This window comes from Paraburkholderia sp. Ac-20347 (genome assembly GCF_017104805.1).
In the GTDB taxonomy this organism is placed as follows: Bacteria; Pseudomonadota; Gammaproteobacteria; order Burkholderiales; family Burkholderiaceae; genus Paraburkholderia; species Paraburkholderia tropica.
Genome location: NZ_JAAGPN010000038.1, coordinates 1 through 26,470, shown reverse-complemented (window position 1 = coordinate 26,470; position 26,470 = coordinate 1). Strand labels below are relative to the sequence as shown.

19 protein-coding genes are annotated in these 26,470 nt (G+C 61.7%); 14 read left to right on the top strand and 5 right to left on the bottom strand.

The genetic code is table 11. From position 1 onward, the window contains the following. Window positions 1-36: 36 nt before the first annotated feature. From tssF to G3N97_RS10315, 8 genes are read left to right on the top strand one after another with little or no spacing between them, the layout of a single operon-like run. Window positions 37-1,875, top strand: coding sequence for a type VI secretion system baseplate subunit TssF (gene tssF / locus G3N97_RS10350; RefSeq protein ID WP_205993128.1), 1,839 nt, complete (start codon window positions 37-39; stop codon window positions 1,873-1,875). Further along, entirely contained in the window at window positions 1,839-2,924 is a 1,086-nt protein-coding gene (tssG, locus tag G3N97_RS10345) for a type VI secretion system baseplate subunit TssG (protein ID WP_205993127.1), read from the top strand. Before tssF ends, tssG begins: the two co-directional genes overlap by 37 nt. A 37-nt stretch (window positions 2,925-2,961) precedes the next feature. Beyond that, window positions 2,962-5,640 (top strand): type VI secretion system ATPase TssH, encoded by a 2,679-nt coding sequence (tssH, locus tag G3N97_RS10340; RefSeq protein WP_205993126.1) that lies wholly within the window; start codon window positions 2,962-2,964, stop codon window positions 5,638-5,640. Window position 5,641: 1 nt separating this feature from the next. After that, window positions 5,642-6,778: a type VI secretion system protein TssA gene (gene tssA / locus G3N97_RS10335; RefSeq protein ID WP_205993125.1), complete on the top strand. Its 1,137-nt coding sequence runs from the start codon at window positions 5,642-5,644 to the stop codon at window positions 6,776-6,778. Window positions 6,779-6,797: 19 nt separating this feature from the next. Then, on the top strand, window positions 6,798-9,356 hold the full coding sequence (locus tag G3N97_RS10330; RefSeq protein ID WP_205993124.1) for a type VI secretion system Vgr family protein: 2,559 nt from the start codon (window positions 6,798-6,800) through the stop codon (window positions 9,354-9,356). After that, on the top strand, window positions 9,356-10,306 hold the full coding sequence (locus G3N97_RS10325) for a DUF4123 domain-containing protein (protein WP_205993123.1): 951 nt from the start codon (window positions 9,356-9,358) through the stop codon (window positions 10,304-10,306). Before G3N97_RS10330 ends, G3N97_RS10325 begins: the two co-directional genes overlap by 1 nt. Then, the gene (locus G3N97_RS10320; protein ID WP_346778045.1) at window positions 10,296-11,153 is read left to right on the top strand and encodes a hypothetical protein; all 858 of its coding nucleotides are present in this window, start codon (window positions 10,296-10,298) and stop codon (window positions 11,151-11,153) included. The genes G3N97_RS10325 and G3N97_RS10320 overlap by 11 nt, the downstream gene beginning before the upstream one ends. A 9-nt stretch (window positions 11,154-11,162) precedes the next feature. Beyond that, window positions 11,163-13,415 carry a DUF2235 domain-containing protein gene (locus G3N97_RS10315; protein WP_205993122.1) on the top strand — a complete coding sequence of 751 codons (2,253 nt, stop codon included), beginning with the start codon at window positions 11,163-11,165 and terminating at the stop codon, window positions 13,413-13,415. A gap of 54 nt (window positions 13,416-13,469) precedes the next feature. Here the strand turns inward: G3N97_RS10315 and G3N97_RS10310 are convergent, their stop codons facing one another. The 4 genes from G3N97_RS10310 to G3N97_RS10295 form a co-directional block, all read right to left on the bottom strand. Next, window positions 13,470-14,426, bottom strand: a complete 957-nt coding sequence (locus G3N97_RS10310; protein ID WP_205993121.1) for an OmpA family protein — start codon at window positions 14,424-14,426, stop codon at window positions 13,470-13,472. Then, window positions 14,410-15,420: a type VI secretion system-associated protein TagF gene (gene tagF, locus G3N97_RS10305; RefSeq protein ID WP_110328171.1), complete on the bottom strand. Its 1,011-nt coding sequence runs from the start codon at window positions 15,418-15,420 to the stop codon at window positions 14,410-14,412. Before tagF ends, G3N97_RS10310 begins: the two co-directional genes overlap by 17 nt. Beyond that, window positions 15,417-19,316 (bottom strand): type VI secretion system membrane subunit TssM, encoded by a 3,900-nt coding sequence (gene tssM, locus G3N97_RS10300; protein WP_205993120.1) that lies wholly within the window; start codon window positions 19,314-19,316, stop codon window positions 15,417-15,419. The genes tagF and tssM overlap by 4 nt, the downstream gene beginning before the upstream one ends. Window positions 19,317-19,621: 305 nt before the next feature. Next, on the bottom strand, window positions 19,622-20,479 hold the full coding sequence (locus tag G3N97_RS10295) for a M15 family metallopeptidase (RefSeq protein WP_205993143.1): 858 nt from the start codon (window positions 20,477-20,479) through the stop codon (window positions 19,622-19,624). Between the two features lie 136 nt (window positions 20,480-20,615). Between G3N97_RS10295 and G3N97_RS10290 the strand changes: the two genes are divergently transcribed. The 6 genes from G3N97_RS10290 (at window position 20,616) to G3N97_RS10265 (ending at window position 26,054) form a co-directional block, all read left to right on the top strand. Next, a complete protein-coding gene (locus G3N97_RS10290) occupies window positions 20,616-21,575 on the top strand; it encodes a hypothetical protein (RefSeq protein WP_205993119.1) in 960 nt (319 codons plus the stop codon). 290 nt (window positions 21,576-21,865) lie between these two features. After that, window positions 21,866-22,510, top strand: coding sequence for a CDP-alcohol phosphatidyltransferase family protein (locus G3N97_RS10285; protein ID WP_205993118.1), 645 nt, complete (start codon window positions 21,866-21,868; stop codon window positions 22,508-22,510). Next, window positions 22,503-23,120 (top strand): lysophospholipid acyltransferase family protein, encoded by a 618-nt coding sequence (locus G3N97_RS10280; RefSeq protein WP_205993117.1) that lies wholly within the window; start codon window positions 22,503-22,505, stop codon window positions 23,118-23,120. The genes G3N97_RS10285 and G3N97_RS10280 overlap by 8 nt, the downstream gene beginning before the upstream one ends. Before the next feature lie 3 nt (window positions 23,121-23,123). Next, a complete protein-coding gene (locus G3N97_RS10275) occupies window positions 23,124-24,065 on the top strand; it encodes a phosphatidate cytidylyltransferase (protein WP_205993116.1) in 942 nt (313 codons plus the stop codon). A gap of 148 nt (window positions 24,066-24,213) precedes the next feature. Continuing rightward, window positions 24,214-24,723: a helix-turn-helix transcriptional regulator gene (locus tag G3N97_RS10270; protein WP_205993115.1), complete on the top strand. Its 510-nt coding sequence runs from the start codon at window positions 24,214-24,216 to the stop codon at window positions 24,721-24,723. After that, a complete protein-coding gene (locus G3N97_RS10265; protein ID WP_205993114.1) occupies window positions 24,723-26,054 on the top strand; it encodes a type II toxin-antitoxin system HipA family toxin in 1,332 nt (443 codons plus the stop codon). The genes G3N97_RS10270 and G3N97_RS10265 overlap by 1 nt, the downstream gene beginning before the upstream one ends. A 149-nt stretch (window positions 26,055-26,203) precedes the next feature. On the opposite strand, the gene G3N97_RS10260 is transcribed toward G3N97_RS10265, so the two are convergent. Beyond that, complete coding sequence (locus G3N97_RS10260; protein WP_205993113.1) at window positions 26,204-26,392, bottom strand: CsbD family protein; 189 nt, start codon at window positions 26,390-26,392, stop codon at window positions 26,204-26,206. Window positions 26,393-26,470: the final 78 nt, after the last annotated feature.

Sequence of the window (26,470 nt, the reverse complement as noted above, 5' to 3'; positions counted from 1 at the left end):
GGCTGCACAGGTAGTTTTGGGGGGCGGGGAGTCGCGATGGAAGAGTTGTTGCCGTATTACGAGCGCGAATTGTCGTTCTTGCGACGCTATTCGCGCGAATTCGCCGAGCGCTACCCGAAGATCGCGGCCCGTCTCGCGATGAGCGGCGAGCATTGCGAGGACCCGCACGTCGAGCGCATGATCGAGTCGTTCGCGCTGCTGGGCGCGCGGATCAACAAGCGTCTCGACGACGATTACCCGGAATTCACCGAGGCGCTGCTCGAAGTCCTCTATCCGCATTATCTGCGGCCTTTTCCGGCGTGTTCGATTGCACAGATCGGCACGACGGCGTCGTTCGCGCAACTCACTGCGCCGGCCACGATCGAGCGCGGCACCGAACTGAAGTCGCGTCCGCTGCGCGGCGTGCAATGCCGTTTTCGCACCGCTTATGACGTGACGCTTGCGCCGGTGCGGATCAGCGAAGCGCGCTATATGCCGGTGGCGATGGCGCCGAGTTCGATCGTGCTGCCCGGCGACGCCACGGGCGTTATTTCGATCACGATTGAATCGACTTCGCCGCAACTCGATCTCGCGGCGTTGAAACTGCCGCAATTGCGCACGTATCTGCACGGCGAGCAATCGTTTATCGCGGCGCTCGGCGACTGTCTGTTCGTGAATGCGCTGGGTGCATGGGTCGAATCCGATCGCAGCGGCCGCTGGCGCGCGTTACCGGAACTGCCGTATCGTCAGGCCGGTTTTAGCGACGACGAAGCGCTGATCGATTTTCCTTCGCGCTCGCACCCCGCCTATCGGCTGCTCACGGAGTATTTCGCGTTTCCCGCCAAATTCGATTTCGTCGATTTCGATCTGGGCGCGATGGCGTCCGCCGCGGGCCGCTGCCAGCGTCTCACGCTGCATGTCGTGCTCAAGGAAGTGCGCGGTGATTCGCATGAGGCGCGGCTGCTCGACACGCTTGCGGCGCATCATTTGCGGCTCTTTTGCACGCCGGTCGTGAATCTCTTCAAGCAACACGGCGAGCCTATTCGCCTGAATCATCAGAGCATCGCGTATCCGGTGGTGGCCGAGGCGCGCCGCGCGTTCGCGTACGAAGTCTATTCGATCGACTCCGTCAAACTCGTGCAACAGCGCGCCGATGCGGAATCGGTCGTGGAATTCCGGCCGTTTTATTCGTTGCGTCATGGCGAAACCTCGCGCGCCGGTCATTACTGGTTTGCGCGCCGCGACGAAGCCGTCGCGCAGAAGAGCCCGGGTTACGAAACTGAAATTTCGATTGTCGATATCGACTTCGATCCCGCGGTCGAACAGACCGATACGCTCAGCATCGAACTGACCTGCACGAACCGCGATTTGCCCGCCGGTCTCGCAGTGGGCCTCGAAGGCGGCGACCTGTTTCTCGAAGGCGGCTCGCTCGTGAATCAGATTGCGCTGCTCGCGCGGCCCACGTCGTGCGCGCGTTTCGAGCGACGTCAAGCCGCGCATTGGCGCCTGATTTCGCATCTCGCGCTCAGTCACGTTTCGCTCGCGAGCGGCGGCGCGACCACGCTCAAGGAAATGCTCGCGCTCTACGATTTGCGGCGCAGCGCCGTGTCGTCGCGCCATATCGACGGCATTGTCGACGTGGAGCAGCGCGCCGCCGTGCAATGGTTGCCCGGCAAGCCGTTCGCCACCTTCGTGCGCGGCGTGGAAATTCGCGTGACCGTCGACGAGGACCATTTTGTCGGCACGAGTCTCGGCACGTTCGCGCGCGTGCTCGACGTGTTCTTCGGCCTGTATGTGCATATCAACAGTTTCGTACAACTGGTCGTGATTTCGAAATTTACTGGCGAGGAGATCCTGCGATGCAAGCCCCGCAGCGGCGATTCGATCCTCGTGTAATCGAGCGTCTGCTCGACGAGCCGCACCGCTTTGAATTTTTTCAGGCGGTGCGTTTGCTCGAACGCTGGTTTGTCGACAAGAAGCAGGATCGCCAGCGCGACGTGCTCACGCATCGCGTGGCATTCCGCAACACGCTCTCGCTGGGTTTTCCGCCGAGCGAAATCGAACAGGCTGCGTCATACGACGAAGCCGGAACGCGACTCGCCGAGCCCGAGCAACGTGCCGCCGCACTCGATGAGGAACGTCTCGATCAGGTGGAAATCACGCCTGCGTTCTTTGGCTTGCTCGGCGGACAGGGCGCATTGCCGCTGCACTATACGGAGCAGTTGATCGCGCGCGAGCAGCTCAAGCGCGACCGCGCCGCGCGTGAATTCTTCGACATCTTTTCCAATCGCGCGACGGCGTTGTTTTATTCCGCGTGGAAAAAATACCGTCTGCCGTTCCATTACGAACTCGATCGCGACGAGCGCTATATGCCCTTGCTGCTCGCGCTCGCCGGCGTGGCAGACCACGATTCGCGCGAGAGTTTGCATGGCGGCCGCGGCGCATTGCTCGATGAAGCGATTGCCGGTTATGCGCCGGCCGCGCGTCATCGGCCCGTTTCCGCAGCGTATTTGCAGAACACGCTTTCCGAGTATTTCAATGTGCCGGTGCGCATCGAGCAGTTCGTGGGCAAATGGTACGACGTGCCGCCCGATCAACTCTCGATGCTCGGCATGCGTAACGTGGCGCTGGGCGCGACGGCGCTCGCCGGTCAGCGCGTCTGGCAACGCGACATGCGCGCGCGTCTCGTGATCGGTCCGCTTTCGAAAACGGATTACGAAGCCTTTTTGCCCGGCGGCGAACGCGCGATCGCGCTGGAGCACATGCTCACGCTGCTGGGGCGCGTGACGCTCGAATACGAAGTGCGGCTCGTGCTGCGGCGCGACGACGTCGGGCCGAGTCAACTCGGCGGCGGCTCGCGCCTGGGCTGGGATGCGTTCCTCTGCACCCACGAAGCCGACCGCGATCGCGCCGACGCGCATTACGAATTGCATGTCACCCACTGACGACTGACTGGAACTCCGCCCGGACCGACTTCACGACATGAGCACGCCTCTCAAGACCCTCATCACCAAGCTCAACTCCACCTGCCGTCTCGCGGCCGAACGCGCGGCCAGCGCGTGCCTTTCGCGTGGGCATTACGAAGTCGATCTGGAGCACCTGTTCCTCGCCCTGCTCGAAGAGCCCGCGAGCGATCTGGTGTGCGCGCTGCGCGCGTCGCGCATCGATCCGCATGCCGTGCGCGCCGATCTCGAACGCGAATTGCAGCAGTTGAAAACCGGCAATACGCGTACGCCGGTGTTTTCGCCACATTTGATCGCGCTGTTCGAACAGGCCTGGCTGATTGCCTCGCTCGATACGCAGATCGGGCGTATCCGCTCGGGTCATTTGCTGCTCGCACTATTGAGCGCGCCCGATCTCGCGCAATTCGCGCATCGTATGTCTTCGCGTCTGGGCGAGGTGCCGGTTGCCGAACTCAAACACAGTTTCGACGAATTGACGCAAGGGTCGGTCGAAGCTGCGCCGCGCGACGCCGAGCGTGCAGCGGCGCAACCCTCGGCATCGGACGCGGAAGGTGAAGTGCAATCGAACGGCGGCCTGTCGAAAACGCCTGCGCTCGACACGTATACGACCGACCTCACGCAGCGAGCGCGCGAAGGCCGCGTCGATCCGGTGATCGGCCGCGAAGTCGAGATTCGCCAGACCATCGACATTCTCATGCGCCGCCGCCAGAACAATCCGATTCTCACGGGCGAGCCGGGCGTCGGTAAAACGGCGGTGGTCGAAGGTCTGGCGCTACGCATTGCGGAAGGCGACGTGCCGGAGGCGCTGCGCAACGTCGCCTTGCGTGTGCTCGATATGGGCTTGCTGCAAGCGGGCGCAAGCGTGAAGGGCGAATTCGAAAATCGCCTGAAAAGCGTGATCGACGAAGTGAAGAAAAGCCCGCAGCCGATCGTGCTGTTCATCGACGAAGCGCACACGATCATTGGCGCGGGCGGTCAGGCGGGACAGAACGATGCCGCCAATCTGCTCAAGCCCGCACTCGCGCGCGGCGAATTGCGCACGATCGCCGCGACCACGTGGAGCGAATACAAAAAGTACTTCGAGAAAGACGCGGCGCTTGCGAGGCGTTTTCAGGTTGTGAAGATCGAAGAGCCGAGCGAAACGCTCGCGGCTTCGATGCTGCGCGGCATGACCGCGTTGATGGAAAAGCATTTCAACGTGCGCATTCTCGACGAAGCGATTACGGAGGCCGTGCGCCTTTCGCATCGCTATATCAGCGCACGTCAATTGCCTGATAAGGCCGTGAGCGTGCTCGATACGGCTTGCGCAAAAGTCGCGCTCGCGCATAGCGCAACGCCTGGTGCAATCGACGACGGCAAGCGCCATATCGAACGTGTCGACGCTGAAATCGCCGCGCTCGAACGCGAAGCGGCTAATGGCGCGCCGCATGAAGAACGGCTCGCCGCACTCAAGGTGGAACGCGAAGCCAGCGCCGCGGAAGTGGCCGAAGACGAAGCGCGTTACGCGCAGGAGCGCGAACTCGTCACGCAGATCGCGGCATTGCGTGCGCGTATTGATGCTTCGCGCGAAGCCGGCGCCGACGTTGCGCTGGCACGCGACGCTGACGAAGCGCGTGCCGCGCTGCCCGCGCTCGTCGAGCAATTGCATGCCTTGCAGGGCGACGGCCCAATGGTGCCGCTGCAAGTGGACGCGCATGTCGTGGCCGAAGTGGTCTCGTCGTGGACAGGCATTCCGCTCGGCCGCATGGTGAAGGACGAAATCAAAACGGTGCTGAACCTGAATCCGCTGCTCGGCGAGCGCGTGATCGGTCAGGACCACGCGCTCGAAGCGATTGCGCAACGTGTGCGCACGGCAGGCGCGAACCTGGAAGATCCGGATAAGCCGCGTGGCGTATTCATGTTCGTCGGCCCGTCGGGTGTCGGTAAAACGGAAACGGCGCTCGCGCTCGCCGATATTCTCTATGGCGGCGAGCGCAAACTCGTCACCATCAATATGAGCGAATATCAGGAAGCGCATAGCGTATCGGGCCTCAAAGGCTCGCCGCCGGGTTATGTGGGTTATGGCGAAGGCGGTGTGCTGACCGAAGCCGTGCGCCGCAATCCGTATTCGGTCGTGCTGCTCGACGAAGTGGAAAAGGCCCATCCCGACGTGCTGGAAATGTTTTTCCAGATCTTCGACAAGGGCACGATGGATGATGCGGAAGGGCGCGCAATCGACTTCCGCAATACGCTCATCATTCTGACTTCGAATGTCGGTTCGTCGGCGGTCATGCAGGCGTGCCTGAATAAATCCGCCGAGGAATTGCCCGACGCCGACGCGCTGGCCGAATTGCTGCGTCCGCAGCTCTATAAGACGTTCAAGCCTGCGTTTCTCGGGCGCATGAAAGTCGTACCGTATTACCCGATCTCCGACGACGTGCTCGCCGAGATCATCGAACTCAAACTCGAACGCATTCGCCGGCGGATCGAAGCGAATCATGGCGCCACTTTCGAGTGGGACGATACGCTCGTCGACGCCGTGCTCGCGCGCTGCACCGAAGTCGATTCGGGTGCACGCAATGTCGATCACATCCTCAATGGCACGCTGCTGCCCGAACTTGCGCAATACGTGCTCGAACGCATCGCAGAGGGCACCGCGCTCGCGCGCGTGACGGTGCGCGCCAACGAGGCCGGCGAGTTCGAATACACCGTGAATTGATATGTCGAACGATTACACCGCGCTGCTTGCGCCCGTCAACGAAGCCTCGCCGTGCGGCGAAGATCTGCTGTTCTCCGCGGATTTCGACACGATTGCTTACGCGCGCCGCTTCGACGACCCGTCGCTCGATCAGGGCGAATGGGTCACAGAAATCAAGGAAGCCGACTGGCCGCTCGTGATCGAGCGCTGCACGGCACTGCTCTCCACGCAAACGAAGGATCTGCGCCTCGCGGTATGGCTTACCGAAGCGCTCGCAATCCAGGAAGGCGTGCCGGGCCTGACGCAAGGCTTTTCGGTGCTCACGGGCCTCGTCGATCGCTTCTGGGACGGCGTGCATCCGCTGCCCGAGGGCGATGATGTGGAGTCGCGCCTGGGCAACGTCGCGTGGCTCGCGGGACGCTCGGCCGAATTGCTGCGTGCGGTGCCGCTCACCCAATCCGGCACGGCGTTCAGCACGCTCGATTGGGAAGTCGCGCAACACGTCGCGCAGGCAATCAAACGCGATCCCGACAATGCTGCCGATATTGCACGCGGCAAACCGTCCGTGGAGCAGATCGATGCTTCACGGCGCGCCACGGCGCCCGCATTTTATGAAGCGCTGCTCGCGCAATTCAAAACGTTCGAGGCGGCACTCGGTGCGCTCGATACGGAACTCGAACGCCGCGCCGGTGACGCTGCGCCGAGCTTTCGTCAAACGCGCGATGCCTATGACGATGTGTATCGGTTGCTCGAGCGTTTTGCGCGCGATGTGGGCGTGGACCCGAACGCTGCGCAGAAACCGTCCCTGGTGGAGCAATCAGCGCAAGGCGACGCACACGGTGCGGCGCGCGGCGCACAGGAACGCTCGGAACCGAGCTTCAAGACGCCTTTGCCCAATGAGGATCACGTGCTGACTCCGACTCGCGTTCAACCCCGCGCGCATGGCGGCATTGAAAGCCGCGCGGATGCCGTTGCGCAATTGCGCGCGGTGGCCGATTACTTCCGCCAGACCGAGCCGCATAGCCCGGTCGCTTATCTCGCCGACAAAGCGGCCGAGTGGGCCGGCATGCCGCTGCATCAATGGCTTTCGACAGTGGTCAAGGACGACAGCACGCTCGCACATATTCGCGAGATGCTTGGCGTGAAATCGGACGAATGACATTCACCTGGTGAGCGAAATGGGCGCACAGGACATCATGAGTCTTATCAGCGGCGGCCTCGTGCAGGACGGCCGCTTGCTGAAACTCGACACGCCGCTCGGCGATAACGCGCTGCTGCCGCAACGTGTGATCGGCCGCACGCGCATGGGCCGCGAGTATGGCTTCACGGTGGATGCGGTGTCGCTCACGGGCGATATCGCGCTGAAGAAACTGATCGCGCAGCCGGTGACGCTCTGGTTCGAACAGGCCGATAAATCGTATCTGCCGCATCACGGCTACGTGCACACGGCGCGTCGGCTCGGTTCGGATAGCGGCCTGACGAGTTATCAGCTCGAATTCGCTTCCTGGCAGCATTTTTTGAAGTTCAGGAAAGACGCGCGCATCTGGCAGGATAAAACCGCCGACGCCATTCTCACCGACGTATTCAACGCGCACCCGCAGGCACAAGGCGCGTTCCGCTTCGCCTTGCAAAGGACGTTGCCGCAGCGTTCTTTCTGCGTGCAATATGAAGACGATTGGCATTTCTGCCAACGGATCATGGAGTCAGAAGGGCTCTATAGTTATTTCGAACAGGGCAGTGACGGCAAATCGCACACGCTGGTCGTCGTCGACAATCTGAGCGCATTGCCGGCGCTCTCGCCGCAAACGGTGCAGTTCTATCGCGCGGGCACGAATAGCGAAACGAATGCGCTGGTGCAATGGAGCGCCACGCGTATGTTGCAAAGCGTGACGCTCACAACGCGTACGTTCGATTACAAGTCGCCATCGACGGCCAGCAACGCGAAGGGCACCTCCGTGCCGACGCTCGACACGACGAGCAATCTTCCGCAGCAAGCCGAAGTGTACGAATACACCGGCGCGTATAGTTTTGGCGATCAGGCGCGCGGCGACTCGCTTTCGACGTTTCGCATGGAAGAGTGGGAATCGCGCACGAAGCGCTTCGAGGGCGGCGGCGCGGTGCGCAATCTCGACGCGGGCCGCTGGTTCACGTTGAGCGGGCATCCGGCACACGACGCCGATAGTGAGCAGGATCGCGAATTCGCCATTATCGAAACGGTGTGGTTCGTCGAGAATAATCTGCCGGTTTCCAGCATGCAGGCGCAATCGTTTCCGCACAGCCTGCAAAGCCGTCTTGCGGCGATCAAAACCGCGCACACATCCCCATCGGCCACCGTCACGCACGCGGACGGCAGCGAAGGGTTTCTGTACGCGCAGATCGAAGCGCAGCGCAAAACCGTGCCGTATCGCAGCGCATTCGAGCACCCCAAGCCCGATATGCAGATGCAAACGGCGATCGTGGTGGGGCCTGCCAGCGAAGAGGTGTACACCGACTCGCTGAATCGCATCAAAGTGCATTTTCATTGGGACCGGCTCAATAGCGGCGACGAAAATGCTTCGTGCTGGCTGCGTGTGGCGATGTCCGATACCGGCAGCAGTTATGGCAGCGTGCACGTGCCGCGCGTCGGAGAGGAAGTCATCGTCGATTGGCTCGACGGCGATTGCGACCGGCCTATCGTGACGGGCCGCGTTTATAACGGATCGACCGCACCAAACTGGCATTCGAACGGTCTGCTTTCCGGTTATAAATCGAAGGAATATGGCGGCAGCGGTTATAACCAGCTCGTACTCGACGACGCCACCGGCCAGAACCGCATGCAGCTCTATAGCACGAGTGCGAATTCGCAATTGCATCTGGGCTATCTCGTCGCGCAAAGCGCGAATACGCGTGGCGCGTTTCTGGGTAGTGGTTTCGATTTGAAATCGGATGCTTATGGCGCGGTGCGGGCTGGTCAGGGACTGTACGTTTCGACTTACGCCCGATCGGCCGCGAGCGCGCAACTCGACGTGACCGAAGCGCATCAGCAACTGACGAGTTCGCAGGACATGATGGATGCGCTCTCGCAAGCGAGTGCGAATCAACAGGCGGAAAGTCTTGCGGACGGCGTGAACGCGCTAAAGTCGTTCACCACCGCGACGCAGGAACGCGCGCAAGCCGCGACGGGAAGCGGCGGCAATACGGCGGGCGGCGGAACGGGCAGCGCAAACGCGTTTTCGCAGCCCGTGATGCTCATGGCGAGCCCTGCGGGCATTGCGTTGTCGACCCAGCAATCCACGCACATCGCCGCCGATCAACAGATTAGCCTCGCGAGCGGACAGAGCACGCACGTGGCGACCGGCAAATCGCTGATCGCCAGCGCGCGCGAGAAACTCAGTCTGTTTGCGCAGAACGCGGGCATGAAGCTGTTCGCGGGCCAAGGCAAAGTGGAAATCCAGTCGCACGCGGACAATGTCGAAATCACCGCGCAGAAATTGCTCAAGGTGATTTCCGCGACCGACAAGGTTGAGAGCGCCGCGAAGAAGGAGTTGCTGCTGACTTCCGGGGGCGCTTATATCCGCATCAAGGACGGCAACATCGAGATTCACGCGCCTGGCAAGATCGATATCAAGGGTGCACAGCATTCGTTCGAAGGGCCGGCCAGCACGAATTATCCGCTGCCGACCATGCCGAATTCCACCTGTAAGGAATGCGTGCTGAACGCGCTGAGCGGCCGTGAATCGATGCTCGAGGTGGGTTGATGAGCGAACAGAATGTGCAAGGCGACGTCGTCGATACGCGCCAGGAAGAGTGGCCTGCGTGGCTTGACGGTCTGCGCGCAAAGCTCACGGCTTATGTGCATGCGGATATCGACGCGAGACTTTATCTGGTCGTGGATACGCGCGGTTATCAGAATCTGCACGAACGATTGAAGAACGAGACGCGGCTTCGCCATGTGTCGTTATGGAAAGGCATCGAACTCGAGGAATATCCCGAGATTTCGCCTTACTTGATCGAGTTCGATGCACACGTGCTGTTCGGTAAGGACGAAAGCGGGCTGAGTATGCTTCGTCAACTTTGGTGCGAAGCCGTCGATCTTTATGCGCTGACGTGGATCTGGTCACCCGTTTCGTTCGAACAGATCGACGCGCATTTGCGTCGCTATGTGATGTACGAATTGCCCAACGGTCGGGCGTATTACCTGTTCTTTTTCGATAACCATGTGCTGCCGAGATTGCGACAGGTTTGGAGCGAGAAGCAGGCTCAGGAATTTATCGCGCCTTGTCTCGAGATTGGGTATCGCACGCGCCATCTGGAAGCGGCAACGTGGCGGAATGAATCACGGCCTGCGCTGACTCGCGATGTGTCGCCGTTGAGCGCCGAGCAACATGACGGTCTGTTGCAGCTCGGTCATGCCGACAAACTGGTGTTGAAGTTTCGCGAAACGATGGGCACGTCGATCGATCATCTCAGCGATATCGAGCTTTATGAGCAGACGCTGGAACAACTGGAACGCTCGGGCAGATATCGGATTACCGGCGATGAGTCGTTGTCGGCGTATGTCATGACGGGACTGTTGATTGGCCCGCGCTTCGACGAGCATCCGGTCGTGCAGTCGCAACTGGTCGCGGTGATGCGCAAGGAAATGGACGCGGCGCAGGCGTTTGAGGCGATCGACGATGCGACATGGGATGAGATTCGTGCGGGATGATATTCAGGAATTCAAGGAGCAGATCGTGAAGTTGGGGACTTTTTTGCTGACGCGCGTGGCGGTTGCGAGTGCGCTTTGTGTCGCGCTGAACGCATGCGGGAAATCCGAGCCGAGGTACGAGTCCATTTCGACTGTTGGACGAAACTATATGCCATACAACATGGCCGGCTTCACGATTACCGATCAATTCGGCAACTCTGCGACTGGTGGAGGCGACCTTGAACCAGGTGCGGGAGGCGGCAAACTGTCGTGTTGTTACGCGCTCAAAGGCACTCAATTCAAAGTCGACTGGGACTACTACGATGTGGACCAGTGGCATGCGGGCGACAAGCGGAAGTTTCATGCGGAGGCCTCCGTCACGCTTGCCCCGACCAAGGAGCCTGCAGATATTGGCGATCGCATTCTTGAGTTGCATTTTTATCCCGATCGCCACGTCGAATTGACATTTCCTGCCGGGATCACTGATTCCCCAGCATTCCCGATGGTCGACGTCATGCGGGCGATGCTTAACAAGCACGGCGATGCACTCGACAAACGTTATGACAATCCGTATGGCGAAACGTACCGTCGCATTGCGCGCGTTGTCGCCGCAGCATGGCTCAAGTACCGTCTGATCGATGAGCGTGATCTGGAGCAGTACGCTTACTTCGCGCTGCTGGTGAATCCGGCATTCGACGAAGATCCTGCTATCCAGAAGATCCTTCAGCAAACACGGAGTACGCCTGGCGCCTTCGCCAAGGCGCTTGATTCACTTTCGCCTGGTGCCATGAAGGAATTAAAAAGCGGCCATTTTTCCGCAGTACCTGTTCCAATCATTCCGGAAGGACTGCTTCCGCCGCCGATCTAAGGACAAGCTATGGCTGTCAATCAGGGAAAAAAAGCACCCGGTTTAGATCCGGATGATGCGACGCCACAAAGCGTTCGGTTGGCGGTCAACCGGATGACGGCAAACGACTATCCGAAGGGCGACTGCTTGCCCTGTGGTACGACGATTCGAATTGGTATTTTCTTCGATGCGTTTGGCCGAAACAAAGACGAAGACCAGAAGTCCTCCAACCCATCGTTGTACTCGAACATCGCTCGTCTTTGGGATGCCCACCGGCAAAACGATGATCCGAGCCGCCCGGCGAATCAAGCCTGGTACGCGTACTATTATTCTGGTCTCGGCACAGACCTCAATAATGACGCGGATTCCAGTAGCAAGAAAAATTTCGCAAAGGCAGCTACGCTCGAGGCGCTTAAAACCACCGCTGATACCGGCGAAAAACTTGGGAAGGCTGTCACACGTCTGGACACACTCGACAAATACGACGTGAAGGCGCGCGCGACAGATGCCGCGAAAAAATCGGCCGAGGACTTTTCACTACGTCCCATAATCAAAGCCTATAGCGATTTCAAGAAGGACATCGTGAACATTCCTTCGACCGCCAGAAGGATTGCCAATGTCCTCAACGAGTCGCCGGAATTTATCTGGAAGCGTACGAAGCGAGGCGGCATTCAGATATTCAAAAATGCGAAACGCGATTTCTTCAAAAATCCGATTAAAGCCGGTTGGGCAGTGGCGCGTGAAGTGATAGGAACCGTGATCATTGAGAACATCCCGATCGTCCGCGATTCGAAACTGATGAGTTTCTACTTTGGAACAGGGGTAGACACACGGCTGAACGCGGCGATCGATCAATTCGAGAAAACCGTCAGCGGCACCCGGCATAAGGCGCAGAAGATGCGCAAGATCGAACTCTCGGTTTTCGGCGCCGATCGCGGCTGCGTGCTCGCACGCGCATTCGTCAACCAGATCGCAGAGAAGTACAAGCATCGCGACGATGAGGACCTTCAGGTTGAAGGTACGCCTCTGGAAATCAAGTTCGTGGGATTGCTCGACGCCGTTTCGTCGATCATGTCGGAAGATGAAGGCGAACTCGTCGGGATGGTTCCTTACCTCGGAACCATCAAGACCGACTACAAGAGCTATACGCTTACGATTCCTGCCAGCGTCAAGCGATGCGTCCATTTTGCCGCCGCGCACGAAATGCGCTTCTATCAACGCCTTGACAGTCTCGAGAAGACGCGCGCGGAGCAGTACCTTTACCCGGGAACCAGTTGCGATATCGTTGGCGGTGCACCGGAAGGGTCGCTCGGTCTGAATGCCGAACTCATGCGCATTCCGCTGCGCGACATGTTGATCGAAGCACTCAAGGCAGGCTGTGCGATGAACGACTTCGAAAGCTTGTTCGCGCACCACAGCGACGTGTTCGATCGGTTCACTATCGCGCAGCCGATCACGTACGAAGGAAAGCAGTATCGCATCAAGCAGCTTGTCGACGCCTATCGGCAGATCGTGCGTAACAACGCGGGTGTCGACTTCCTTCCCCATTCCGAGACGTTCCTTCGCTGGATTGCGGTTCGGTATCAAGACGCTGATTTCCGGCACTCCGTGACCGACCCGGTGGCGGCCTGGCGCAAGGAAGTGGAGAAGGCTGATTACGACCGGCGCGCTGCTGCAGCGAAACTTCAATGGGAAATGCAGGGCAGCGGTCCGATGGATTCGCCGAAGATCCAGCAATTGCGTCAGGAAAAGCAGGCCGCTGATGCACACTGGAACGATCTGTTCGCGCACGCACCTTCGAATAGCTACACGACTGTGTGGAAGCGTCTGGACGCTGAAGCGAAGGAAATGACGTCGAAGTGGGACAAGATGCGGCCCGAATACGAGGCGGAACAGCAGCGCCGCTTCACACATTCATTCGATACGCAAATGCATTACACGCCGCTGTTTCTTGCGCCGGCTTTCTCGCATACGGACGAGCTCGACACGAACCAGATCGCTCTAGTCAAAGCATGGGAAGAAGGCATGCAGGGCAAGAACCCGCTGCCAGACAGCGTAATGGCATTGTTCGACATGCTGGTGCACGATACGCTGCTGACTAGCTGGCAAGATCACATACTGACTCGCTCGCTGTATTTCCGCACGCGCGACAAAGACGTATTCGGCACCACCGATTACGACGCGGAAGACAAGAAGCGCAAAGAGGACGACGCCAACGCGGCGCGTATCGACAAGATGGCGGCCGATCAGGCGGCCATGCAAAAGGCGCGTTCAGCGCTGTAAAGCCGATATGAAAAAGGCCGCGCGGGCATTGCGCCCCGCGCGGCCCAGCAACACTCAAATTCCCGCGCGGAATTCAATACGTCGATTACGCGCACGCCCGTCGGTCGTGTCGTTCGACGCCACCGGCTGATCGGGGCCCACACCATTGGTCGTGAGCTGCTGCGGCGAAATACCCTTCGCAACGAGATAGCCTTTCACCGCATCCGCGCGCGCCTGGCTCAATGCGATATTCGAAGCGCGATTACCCGAATTGTCGGTATGACCGATGATTTCCACCGTGCGCGTATTCATTTTCGCCAGCACGGCGGCCATCTGATCGAGAATCGCGCGGCCTTCCGGCGCGAGCGTCGCGCTGCCGGTTTCGAATTCGATCGTGCGGTTCGCGAGCGTCTGATCGAGCAGACCCTGTTCGGATGCGCTCACACGCAGTCCATTGCGAATCGTATAAGTGGGATTGAGCGCATTCGCCATATCGCTCGCGATCTGCTGGCGTTGCGCTTCGTTGCCCACTTCGCCGCGCACGTCGATCTGCGTGCCGTCGATCTTCAATTGTCCCTTGTGAATCTGCTTGAGCTGCGCGCCAATCAGCTTCTGCACATTCGACGACCAGTTAGGCGGCGTGGCCACATCGCCCACTTCGATCTGGTCGACCACGTTGCCGGCGCCATACGTATCGCGCAGACGTTGCAGCACGGCGGCGTGCGTGGCTTCGTCGGGCACCTTGCCGCCCACTACGACCTGGCCCGGCGCGTTATCCATCGGTGCGGGCGTCGAGGTCACGGCGCTGCGCGTGCCCGATGCGGCGGCCACGGCGGGCGCAGTATTCGCCACGCCTGCCGATGAAGCCGTGCCAGGCAGGACCGTCGTGCGGATCTGCGAGCCGCTGTTGTCGATGGGCGTGACGCGTGCGGGACTGCCGTCGTCGGCGAAAGCGGGCGCGGCAGCGCAGAACACCAGCGCGACCGCGGCCGCCAGCGCGCGGCGCGCGCGCGTATCAAGCACGGCGGCCATTGACCGGCTCCCCGATAAACGCCTCGCGGAACGTGTCGATCGAGACGCGCAGCGACAGTTGCGGTTGGTCGAGGTAGCTGACGAGTTTGCTGATGCCATGGTCGCTTTGTGCATGATCGTCGATCCACTCGGGATCGTCGATGTCGATGTTGTGGGCTGCGTAGGTTTGCGGATCGACCACGCTGTGCAGGGTCTTCGCGGAGGCGCCGTTGAATCCGATGACGAGGCGCTCGCGCTGCGCAATCGTGCCGATGAAAATCGCCAGTTCGAAATCGGCCTTCGACACGAACGGCGCGATCAGTTCGAGCCAGAACGCGGCAACGAGGCTGCGATAGAACGGATCGGTCGGCAGCGGCAGCGTGAGGCCGCGTTCGAGATGCGCTGCGCCGCTCGTCATCACGGGACGCAGCAGCGAGCCGAGCGCGAGCATCGCGCCGCGCAAACGCACCGGATGACCGCTCGCCAGCAGCATCTGTTCGAGGCCCGAAAGCGTCTGATGTTCGACGAAGTCGGCGAAGGTGCCGTCGTGCGGATTGCCCGTGCCGCCGACATCGACCGGCACGAACGTTTCGCCGAGCGATTGCAGCGCGCCCGCGGGTTCGCTCGGTCCGAGCAGCGGCTGCATCTGTGCAGCGACGCGCGACCAGAGACGCGCGAATGCGAGCGGGCTGCGCGCGAGAAAAGCGAGCGGCTGCTCGACTTCCAGCGCGGTGGCCGCGAGAAACGGAAAGCGCCGCGAAGACTGATCGTGGCTCGCCACCATATGGCCGGCGATCGCGAGCTTGCTGTGCGAGCCGAGAAACGCGAAGTGCATCGGCTTCGCTTCTTCGTAGACGATCTTCCAGCGCGGATCGTCGGTGAGCAGTTCCATCGCTTGCGCGATCCAGCGATCGAGCGTTTGCAGCAGTTGCGGATTGTGCCCGCTCTTCACGAAGTCGCCGCGCGAAGGAATCTTGCCGAAGTAGGCGATTTGCGCCTGAACGGTTTGCGTCATTGCGCACCTCCCGCCTTGTTGTTGGCGCTCACTGCATTGGCCGTCGCGACCGCCGCTTGCGGCGCGCTCGTCGCGGCCGCCGCGTTGCTGTTCGACGCATTGGCCGGTGCGGCCGGATTCAAAGCCGGGATTACAGCCGGATTCGCGCCCGCGCCCACGCTGGCAATCGACGACGGCAACTGCACGCCGCGCAAGCCTTGCTGCTGCGGTGCGTCGCCGCTCGACGCGGTCGGCTGCGAGGTGCTGATGATGCGCATGCTCACCGACACCGTCACGCTGCCTTGCGTCCAGTTGAGATCGAAGGTGCCATCCGGACGACGGCTGCGTTGCGCCGAGTTGATCAGCTTCTCGAGACCGTAGCGGCCCGGCTCGTTGACGAGCTGGATCGTGCGGCCGTCGAAGGTGGTCGCCGAGAGCGTCGCGCCCGGCGAGCCCGACGGATTCGGCCACACGAAGTTGGTCCACTGCGGCGGCGTGTTGCGATAACGCAGCTGCTGGCCGTCGATCGCGATCGTGTACTCGGTCGTGCCGCTCGACGGCTGCGGCAGGATCTGGAACACGGTCTGCGGTTCGCTGCTGCCGCCGTTCGCACCCGCCGCGCCACCTGCGAGCGGCGCGACCCAGCGCGCGAAGCCGCCGGTGAAATCAGGCGTGAGCGAGAGGCCCATATCGCCCCACGTGCGCGCCGAAAGCGTGTCGCCGCGACGGACCGCGAGCGGGCCGAGCGTGGTGCTCACGAACTTCGAAATCGCGCCGTCAGGGCCGAACATCTGCGCGATTTCGCTCGCGCCGGCCTCGACCTTCGCCGTGCCCGCAAACGGATACTTGTTCGCGAGCGACGCCTGGAACGGCTGATACACCTGCGCATTCCACACCTTGTTCACTTCGACGCTGGCCGGCTGGATCACCACGGCATACGCCTGCATGAGCGGACGCACGAGCAGCGGACGCAGTGCCTTGCGCTGATCGTCGGTGAGGCCGGTGAGCATCTGCTCGTCGACGAACTTCAGCGAATCGGCCAGTTCCGAACCGTTGCCGTCGAGCGTCTGCTGCATCAGCTGGCGCGCGCCCGGTCCCGGATCGCCCTGATTCTTGATGGTGTTGAAGCGCGTGCGCACCTTCGAGAGCGAATCCATGTAGCCCTTGAGCATCGAACCGTTGTCGTGCGTGACGACGATCCGGCCGAGACCCGCGAACGCCTGACCCACCGGACCCATCGGCAGCTCGACCGGATTGCCGTTGATGTCGATGTTGGCCTGCAACGGACCGCTCGACGCGCGCGAGAACAGATTCTTGAACCAGCCCGTGATGCCGCTCTGCGCACGCTTGATGCTGGTGTTCACGAGCGACGGGTTGTCCCACGAAGTCTGGTCGTACGCGGTTTCGAGGATCTTGCGGATCGGCGAATCCTGCGGGTCGCCAAGACGGTTCATCGCATCGACAGCCTGGCCGAAGGTGCCGAAGTCCTGCACGGCGATGCCCTGCATGAACTTCTGCCAGTGCTGCGCGTACTCCGTTTTGTACATGCCTACCAGCGTTTTCTGGATCTGCTCGGGGCTGCCTTCGAGCGTGAGGTCGTCGGCGGCCGAGGTGTTGAGCACCCAGTCCTTCGCCTGCAGTTCCTTGGTGGCGGCGTCGCGGATCGCGGGCTGCACGTACTGGAACCACGCTTCACGCGTGAACGTACCCGGAATCGCGTAGCTGCCGGCAACGAGGTTCGTATTGCCGTCGCCGACGATGCGTGCGACCGTCATCGGCGCGAAACGCGTCGAGGCGCGCGCCTTGATCTCTTCATACACGCGCTGGCGTGCGGGCATGCCGCGCACCACGTGGCGCAGGTTTTCGCGCGTCTGGTCGACGAGCGCGAGATTCGCGTCGATCATCGGCCAGTCGTCGTCGTTCACGCGCGCGAGATAGAAGGTAATCATGCGCTCGGCGCTCTTGATCATCTCGTCGCGAGGCATGTTGCCGCGATTCTGTTCGAGCCAGCCGCGCCAGAAGCGGGCGATCTGGTCGGTGAGGTGAGCGGTCTCGACGTGGCGCTTGTCGGAGAGCATCAGGTAGGTCTTGAGCGCGTTGTACGCGTCCTCGACGCTGCTCGGCGACGCGTCGCTATAGAGGCCGCCCTGGCTCGTGTTCGCCATGGCGGCGTGCGCGGAAACCGGCACGGCGCCCGAGTCCGGCGCGTGCGTCATCGGCGCGAGCTGGTCCGGATGCGCGTCCACGTCCTTGAGGAACGAAGCGAGATTCTGCGAGACCGGCGTGAGCATGATCTGGCGAATGCCGTTGTAATACTCCTCGAGCAGATGCTGTTCGAGGCGATCGCCCTGATACAGCCCGAGCGACACCGAGATCGGCTTGTCGTGACGGAACTGTTCGAGCTGGTCGATGCGGTCCTCGAGAATATCCATCGCCTGCAGGCGCGATTGCAGATCGTTGCGGTTCTGCTGCAGTTTCTCGACGTTGTCGAGATCGGCCTGCACGTTCGCCACCAGTTGCTGATTGTTGATCGCCGACCACGTCCAGCCGCCGAGCGCGAGGGCGAGCGCGGCCACGACGCCGAAGAACGTGGCGTAGCGCAGGCGCGTTTTCGCGGGGCTCGCGAACTGGCGAACCGTATGGCGGTCGGCGAAAATCACCTTGGAAAACAGGTCTTTCAGGAAGAAACCGTTCTTCGAGAACGCAGCTTGCGGCTTGGGGAGACCGTCGGCGGAAAGCGCGAAGCGATTGGCGATGCGCTGCGCGGCGGCGCTATTGGTTTCGCCTTCCTGCAGCGCGCTCGTGAAATAGAAGCCGCGGAAAATCGGCTTGTACTGGAACGGATTGTTTTCGAACAGCGTGGCGAGGAACGCACGCAGCGCGGGCTTGATGGTCGAGAATTCCAGCGGAAAACTCAATTGGCCCGGCGTGAGCGCATTGCCGCGGCTCATCGACATCTGCGCAATGCTGATTTCCTTCAGGCCGTCGTAAAGCTCTTCGAAGCGATCGTCGAACAGCGTGACCACGTCACGCTTCTCGTCGGGTTCGTAGGGCAGGGTAGCGCCCCACACGCGGTCGTATTCGTTGCGCTCGCTGCCGCTGAAGAATTCCGTGAAACCCGTAATGAGGTCGACCTTCGTGAACATCACGTAGACCGGCGCGAACACTTCGAGCTTTTCGGTGAGTTCCTGCACGCGCTGGCGCAGGTTCTTGGCGAGGTCGATGGCGAATTCGGGCTTGCTGCCCGTGAGTTCCGCAATGCTCGCCGTCACGATGATGCCGTTGATCGGCGCCTTCGGACGAAAGCGCTTGAGCAGCCCCAGAAAGCCGAGCCATTCGCCGCGATCTTCTTCGTGGATCGAATAGCGGCCGGCCGTATCGAGCAGAATGCCTTCGTTGGTGAAGAACCAGTCGCAATTACGCGTGCCGCCGATGCCGTGAACGATGGCTTCCTTCTTATCGGCAAACGGAAATTGCAGGCCGGAATTGAGCACGGCGCTGCTTTTGCCTGCCGCCGGATTGCCGATCACGATGTACCACGGCAGCTCGTAGAGCGCGGAGCCGCCCGACATCTGGCCGATCTTCGAGGACTTGATGGTCTTGACCGCGTCGACGAGGCGCGTGCGCAGCGCGTCGAGTTCGGCCTGGGTGCCGCGCGCGGCGACGGTCGCCGGGCTTTCGACCTGGGCCTGCTGTTCGAGCATGTCGCCGAGCTTGCGGTTCGCGCGATGCACGCGAATGCGGCGCACGATCCAGACGAGCAGCCAGATCGCGAGCAGGGCGCCGAGCACCACGCCGACCCAGATGAGCCCGATCTGCAGCGTGTCGGCTGCGATGAACAACACGGCGGCGAGCGCGATGAAGCCGATGATGGAAAGCGTGCGCCTGTGAGTCAACACGTTGAGGATGCGTTGCATAAGCCGGTCAGGTCCTGGTGCTTTGTGTGCTGTTCTGGTGATTCGTTGCGAGTCGCGACGCGCGCTCGGGCGTCACGCGGGCAGGGCGCATGCACGCGCGCGTACGCGGCGCTCAGGCATGGCGCCGCGTCGGCAGGCGGGATGGCGAAAAATGGGAAAAGAAATGGCGCGGCCAATGCGGCGCGCGGCGCAAGATATTGAAAGAACGCCCCATAACATCCTCTTTATTGTCCGCATTGCGTCCTGCATCGGCCCAATATGCATATATGCGTCTATGTGTATCCGCATTCGGTTACACAATTGCGTCATTGCGCGCCGGGCGGTTTGCGCCCAAGCACAAATCCGGGCTTGTGATATTCGACGTGCCCGAGGTCCATCATTTTCCATCGGCCGCCCCACGTCAGACCGACTTGCTCGGCAACCTGTCCATATAGCTGATAGCCGCGCATGGCCCAGGGATCTTTTTCTGAAATGACGAGCTTGCCGTCGCGCAAAAACGCGTTATCTGCTGCGAGACCGTATTGGTGATAGCTTTGAAACGCTGCAGCATTGGTCACGCTGCCACCCAGTTTCGCCAGACGGTCTTGCCGATCGGGACTCCGATAACCTTCCAGCAAAGCCATGTCGTAACCGTATTGCTCGTGCATGATTTTATAGACGAGCAAAAGACGCGTACGGAAATCCGCATCGAGCAGATTCCAGTCGCGGCTCGCGTCGACCAGAGCGGGCCGGATCTGCTCGACCTCCCGTGTGGCGAACACTTCTGGCGGCAAGGGCGGCGGCGGAACGAGCTGCTCGCCATTGAGCAGCGCCGAGATTTTTTCATCGGGCGCCCGAAGCGTGTCATCGTATTGGAATAACTGGTGGCCACGAAGCGCAATTGCGATCAGCGGCGGCGTCGCAAGAATACCTGTCGTCGCCAAAATCAGCAAGCGCCGCTTAATCAGCAAATTTTGCAGACTTGAAATAGCCGATATAGAATTTTTTGCCGATTTACCGACATGACTTCGCGCTTGCATTGCACGCGCTGAAGCGCGCTTTGCAATCGAATTATGCAAATTGAATACGCCACCGAAAACAGCGGCTCTTACCGCTGGCAACAGCAGTAAAGCCGCGATCAAAACGGCAATGGCGAAATAGGCGACGAGTGCAATGGCAACCAAAAGCGACCCCGAGAGCTGAGGCAATTGTTTTTTGTAATGCTTGATTTTAGAATCAGGCCTGCCCGAAGTCGGGCCGACACGTATTATTACGTCGAAAATGGCCTGATTCAATGTGCACGATTCGAATGAGACTCTAATGAGTGTGCCGGACAACTCCCGCCCTAAAGCTCCACCCAGCCTGCTGGCCGACGGTCCCGGCAAGCCGGCCGGCGCGCCTTCCGCCAATGGCGCGCCCAACGGCTCGCGCATCCTTGCAAACCTCGAAGGGCGCGTCGTGCCGCCTGCTTCGCCTGCAGGCAAGCCGCAGCGATCCTCCAAAGCGATCGCGCTCGTCGCGCTGCTCGTGGTCGGCGCCGGCGCGTTTGGCGCCTGGCATCTGATGACACGTACGCCGTCTGCGGCATCGAGTGCGTCCGCAACGGCTGGAACGCCTGCGAGCGCTACGGCGACCGCTTCAACGAGCGCCTCGGCGGCCAGCGCGCCGCATGCGGTGGCGAGTACGCAAGCCGCACAGGCCGCGCCGGAAGCGGCCTCGGCCTCGCAAGCCGCCACGATCGTCGCCGACGACGATAGCGCCAAGGCCGCAGCGAACAGCGCGGCGTCAGCGCCGGAGAACGACGCCGACCGTCTGTCGCACGCGCTGTCCGATGGCGCGCACGACGGGCCGGCGAACGCGCCTGCGGTCGCTGCGGTGGCGCCGTCGAAGGTCGCGCCGGAAAAGGGCGCCGCGAAGTCGAAACACGAAAGCGCCGACGCGAAGCATCAAACTGCGAATGCGCATCGGCAGGAAAGCAAGGCGAGCGTGGCGCAGTCGAAGAAGTCGACGCATCACGACACGGCGAAGAAAGACGACTCGGACGCGGATCTGCTCGCCGTGCTCGTCGCGCGCACCAAGCCCGCCGATCCGAAGCACGAAGCCAGCGCGCGCGCCGGCAAGTCGGCCACGCCCGGCAATGCGTCGCTCGCGCAGCAGGTCAAGGCATGCGGCGAACGCGGATTCTTCGAGGATCAGCTGTGCCGCTGGCGCGTTTGCGACGGTCATTGGGGCAAAGATCCCGCGTGTCCGTCGACGGCTCGCGCGAACAACGAGCATTGACGTCGCGACTCGCGCACGCCGTATCTGCATGCCGGAGAATCGATCGATTCTTCGGCATGCGAAGCGTCTCTGGTGCGATTCCACGGAACGACGATGACAGACCCCGCGCATCACACAGGCTTAACTATATTTAACATAATGCAAATTAGCGCATTTTTATAATGTCGCCGCGCGGGGGATTTCTGCCTTCGATCCTGCCCACGCGCAAACTTGCGCTCAATAGCGCACCATGATCCGCCCGGCATCGGTATAACGCGCCGGTCTCACTCCAACATCGAACCCGACGACTCATGGACGACAATCGACGCCCGATCAAATCGCGCTCCAACGCGGCAATCGTCGCGCTTTCCTCATTCCTTGCGGGCACGCGCGTGACGCCCAACCAGATCTCGTGCGCGAGCGCCGTGTTTGCGTTCATCGGCGCGCTCGCGCTGCTCAATCCCGAGAGCATCGCCGCCATGGTCGTGGCGATCGTCTGCATCCAGTTGCGGCTGCTGTGCAATGTCGTCGATGGTCTGGTCGCCGTCGAAGGCGGTAAAAAATCGATCGTCGGGCCGATCTTCAATGAATTTCCGGACCGCGTCGCCGACAGCCTGCTGCTGGTCGCCGCAGGCGTGGCCGCCGGCATGACGTGGCTGGGCTGGGCGGCCGCGCTGTTTGCGGCGCTCACGGCTTATGTGCGCGTGTTCGGCGGCTCGGTGGGCGTGCCGCAGCGTTTCATCGGGCCGATGGCCAAGCAGCATCGCATGGCCGTGCTCACGCTCGCCTGCGTCGCGACGATCGTCGAAACCTTGTTGCAGCGCCATCACGTCTGTCTGTTCATCGCGCTCATCATCATCGCGGTCGGCAGCGCGTTGACCTGCGTGACGCGCACGCGCGCGCTCGTGCAGGATCTGCACGCCCAGCAAAACACGGAGGCAGACCACCATGCGTAACGTGATGCAGCGCTGGCTGCTCGGCGTCGTGCGGCTCGTGGTGGGCGCGCGCGGACGCTATGCGAGCACGCCGCCCGACGCGCGCCAGACCATCTATTTCGCGAATCATTCGAGCCACGTCGATACGCTCGCGATTCTCGCCGCGCTGCCGCCGGACCTGCGTGCGAGCGTGCGTCCGGCCGCCGCACGCGACTACTGGGACGCCACGCCCACGCGCCGCTTCATCGCCAATCGCGTGCTCGGCGTGGTCTACGTGACGCGCCAGGGCGCGGCGGGCGAAGATCCGCTGCAGGCTGTGCGCGATGCGCTGGCCGCGGGCTGGTCGATCATCATCTTTCCGGAAGGCACGCGCAGCGCGACGGGCGAAATCGGGCCGTTCAAAAGCGGCCTCTACTGGCTGTCGCGCGATTTTCCGGACGTGCAGCTCGTGCCCGTGCATCTGTCCGATCTCGTGCGCGCCATGCCCAAGGGCAAGCTGTTGCCGGTGCCGATCAACTGCCATGTTTCATTCGGCGACGCCGTGCCCGGCGCGGCATCGCTCGACAAGGACACCTTCCTGGCGACGGCGCGCGACGCCGTCATCCACCTTCAAGAATCGGTACGGGGATAAGCAATGCCGCACGTTTTCTGGATCACGATCGTCGGCGTTCTCGCCCTGCTCTGCGTGTTCACCGTCGCGGGCGCCGTGCTGCGCGCCAGACTGGGCGCGGGCAACGCGACCATCGTCAACATGAACCAGCGTATTTCGGCGTGGTGGGTCATGATTGCCGTGGTCACGGCCGCGCTCTGGCTCGGCCCTTACGCCACGCTGTTTCTGTTCTTCATCTGCTCGTTCTTCGCGCTGCGCGAATTCATCACGCTCACGCCGACCAAGCCCGCCGACTACTGGTCGCTCGTGCTCGCCTACTACGTTGCGCTGCCGGTTCAGTTTCTGCTGGTGGCGTTGCACTGGTACGGCCTGTTCGCGATCTTCATGCCGGTGTACATGTTCTTCGTACTCGCGGCCGCGGCGGCTTTCGCGCAGGATACGGCCGAGTTTCTCGAGCGCAACGCGAAGATTCAATGGGCGCTGATGGTGTGCGTGTATTCGCTGAGCTATGCGCCCGCATTGCTGTTGCTGCCCTTGCCGCACTATTTCAGCAATAACGGCCCGCTGCTGCTGTTCTTCCTGCTGGTCGTGCAATCGAGCGATGTGTTCCAGTACGTCTGCGGCAAGCTGTGGGGCAAGCACAAGCTTTCGCCGCTCGTGAGTCCGTCGAAAACGTGGGAAGGCCTGATTGGCGGTGGCGCGCTCGCCATCGGGCTCGGCACCCTGCTCCACGGCCTCACGCCGTTCAATCTCTGGCAGGCCGCGCTGATGTCCGCTGTCACGGTGATCGGCGGCTTCGTCGGCGGCCTCGTGCTTTCCGCCGTCAAGCGCTCGATGGGCGCGAAGGATTGGGGCGTGATGATCGCCGGTCACGGCGGCATGCTCGATCGCGTCGATTCCATCTGCTTCGCCGCGCCGATCTTCTTCCACCTCACCCGCTATTTCTTCGTGCCGGCCGGCTGCTGACGCGCGGGACGTACAGCCCGGACGTACAGCCCGGACGTACAACCTATAGGCTGTATTTTGCATTTACAGCCTTTAGATTGTATTTTGCATTTACAGCTTATAGACTGTGGATATGTCACCCGCCGCGTCATCGTTTCCGGAGCTTCGCGTGGACTATCCGCTCAAGACTGTCAGCCAGTTGCGCCCGCTGCTGCTGGGCTTCCGCAAAAAAAGCGGGCTCACCCAGGAAAAGCTTGCGCAGCGGCTCGGCATCTCGCAGCAAAGCTATGCCGCCTTCGAAGCCAATCCCGCCGCAGCCAGCGTCGAACGGCTGTTTCGCGTCTTGCGGCTGCTGAGCGTCGACATGCGCCTGCTGTCCACGGAAACCGATCTCGCGCCCGCGCCGCGTGCCGTCGCCGCGAAGAAAAGCACCACGTCCGCTAAAACGCCGAAGGCAAAGTCCAAAGCCGCCGCGCCGACACAACGCCCTTCCGCCGCGGCAAACACGCGCGGCACGAAACGAACGACGGCAGCAAAAACAGCGACGAAAGCCCCGAAAACAGCGAAAGCGCCGCAAGCAACAAAGGCCACGTCAAAGGCCACGAAAACGGCCCGCAAGAAACCCGCGCCGCGTAAAACGCAAGCCGCTGCGTCGCCCCGCAAGCGGGAGGACTGGTAATGGCGCGTCCACGCCAGACCAATCGCCTCGATCTCTGGATGAACGGCCTGCCCGTCGGTCATTGGGAAATCGTGCGCGGCGTCGAGCGTCTTGCCTACGCCGAAAGCTGGCTCGAGGACGAGCAAGGCCGTCCGCTGTCGCTTTCGTTGCCGTTTACGCCCGGCAATCAGCCCTTGCGCGGCGACATCGTCACCGATTACTTCGACAATCTGCTGCCCGACAGCGAACGCATCCGCCGCCGTATCGCCACGCGTTACCGCACGGGCGGCACCACGCCGTTCGAACTGCTGGCCGTGCTCGGACGCGATTGCGTGGGCGCATTGCAACTGCTGCCCGCCGGCGAAGCGCCGGTCGATCTGGAGCAAATCGAAGGACGCCCGCTCGACGAACACGCCATCGCGCAACTGCTGCGCGACACCACGGCCACGCCGCGCGCCGCCGAGCACGACACCGTCGACGACCTGCGTCTGTCGATCGCCGGCGCGCAGGAAAAGACCGCGCTGCTGTGGCATGGCGGCCAGTGGCTGTTGCCCACGGGCAGCACGCCGACCACACACATCCTCAAACTGCCGCTCGGCCTCGTCGGCAACATGCGCGCCGATATGCGCACCTCGGTCGAGAACGAATGGCTCTGCGCGCGCATCGTCGCGGCGTTCGGGCTGCCGATCGCGCCGTGCGAGATCGCCGAATTCGAAGACGTGAAGGCGCTCGTGGTCGAGCGTTTCGACCGCCGCCTGTCACGCGACGGCCGCTGGATCGTCCGTCTGCCGCAAGAGGATCTCTGCCAGGCCACCGGCACGCCGGGCCTGCTCAAATACGAAGCCGACGGCGGCCCCGGCATCGACGCCGTGATGTCGGTGCTGGGCGGTTCGGTGCGTGCGGCGGACGATCGTCGCCACTTCTTTCTCGCGCAGATGATCTTCTGGCTGCTCGCCGCCACCGACGGCCACGCCAAGAATTTCAGCATTGCGCATCTGCCCGGCAGCCGTTACGCGGCGACGCCGCTTTACGACGTGCTCTCGGCGCATCCGATCATCGGGCGCGGACGCAATCAGCTCGCCGCGCAGCGCGCGAGCCTGGCGATGGCGGTGCGCGGACGCAACGCGCATTACCGCATCGCGCAGATCTTGCCGCGTCACTGGATCGCGCAAGGTCAACGTGTGGGATTTACAATCGATCAGGTCGAAGAGATGATGGCGACCGTGGTGGCGCAGACTGAGCGCGTCATCGACGAAGTGGGCGCGCAACTTCCGCGTGAGTTTCCAGTCGATGTCGCCGATGCGGTGTTCGAAGGGATGCGCCGTCTCGCCAGAGTGCTGGGCACCCGCTGATTCGCGCCAGAAAAGCGCGAATTACAAAGCGAACCGGCAGCAACAAAGGCAGCAACAAAGACGAAGCGACGACGCCGAAACCGGCGCCGTCGCGGATAAAGATGCCGCCGCGTGAAGCGGCGGCGAAGGTTGTCGTGGCGCGACCGCGTTTAGTGATGACGCTTGGTCATATCCTTCGCGGCTTCCTTCAGGTCGCCAACATTCTTGCGCGCCTGGCCTGCTGCCTGCTGCATATCGCCCTTCAGTTCACGCTGCGGGTTGTCGGTGGCGCGGCCCACTGCTTCGTTGACCTTGCCCTTCAGCTTTTCTGCCGTGCCCTTCACCTGGTCCTTGTTCATGGTGCATCTCCACGTAAAAGCGACGGTGCGTCGCGACGTCTTCGTTATCGCACGCGCCGTGCCCGGCGCCCCCCGTTA

Excerpts from the sequence above, each read along its gene's own strand:
- tssM (WP_205993120.1), bottom strand. The coding sequence starts at position 19,316 with ATGCAACGCATCCTCAACGTGTTGACTCACAGGCGCACGCTTTCCATC.
- G3N97_RS10290 (WP_205993119.1), top strand. The coding sequence starts at position 20,616 with ATGAGTGTGCCGGACAACTCCCGCCCTAAAGCTCCACCCAGCCTGCTG.
- G3N97_RS10310 (WP_205993121.1), bottom strand. The coding sequence starts at position 14,426 with ATGGCCGCCGTGCTTGATACGCGCGCGCGCCGCGCGCTGGCGGCCGCG.
- tssG (WP_205993127.1), top strand. The coding sequence starts at position 1,839 with ATGCAAGCCCCGCAGCGGCGATTCGATCCTCGTGTAATCGAGCGTCTG.
- G3N97_RS10315 (WP_205993122.1), top strand. The coding sequence starts at position 11,163 with ATGGCTGTCAATCAGGGAAAAAAAGCACCCGGTTTAGATCCGGATGAT.
- G3N97_RS10285 (WP_205993118.1), top strand. The coding sequence starts at position 21,866 with ATGGACGACAATCGACGCCCGATCAAATCGCGCTCCAACGCGGCAATC.
- G3N97_RS10325 (WP_205993123.1), top strand. The coding sequence starts at position 9,356 with ATGAGCGAACAGAATGTGCAAGGCGACGTCGTCGATACGCGCCAGGAA.
- G3N97_RS10260 (WP_205993113.1), bottom strand. The coding sequence starts at position 26,392 with ATGAACAAGGACCAGGTGAAGGGCACGGCAGAAAAGCTGAAGGGCAAG.
- G3N97_RS10275 (WP_205993116.1), top strand. The coding sequence starts at position 23,124 with ATGCCGCACGTTTTCTGGATCACGATCGTCGGCGTTCTCGCCCTGCTC.
- G3N97_RS10280 (WP_205993117.1), top strand. The coding sequence starts at position 22,503 with ATGCGTAACGTGATGCAGCGCTGGCTGCTCGGCGTCGTGCGGCTCGTG.
- G3N97_RS10330 (WP_205993124.1), top strand. The coding sequence starts at position 6,798 with ATGGGCGCACAGGACATCATGAGTCTTATCAGCGGCGGCCTCGTGCAG.
- tagF (WP_110328171.1), bottom strand. The coding sequence starts at position 15,420 with ATGACGCAAACCGTTCAGGCGCAAATCGCCTACTTCGGCAAGATTCCT.
- tssA (WP_205993125.1), top strand. The coding sequence starts at position 5,642 with ATGTCGAACGATTACACCGCGCTGCTTGCGCCCGTCAACGAAGCCTCG.
- G3N97_RS10265 (WP_205993114.1), top strand. The coding sequence starts at position 24,723 with ATGGCGCGTCCACGCCAGACCAATCGCCTCGATCTCTGGATGAACGGC.
- tssF (WP_205993128.1), top strand. The coding sequence starts at position 37 with ATGGAAGAGTTGTTGCCGTATTACGAGCGCGAATTGTCGTTCTTGCGA.
- tssH (WP_205993126.1), top strand. The coding sequence starts at position 2,962 with ATGAGCACGCCTCTCAAGACCCTCATCACCAAGCTCAACTCCACCTGC.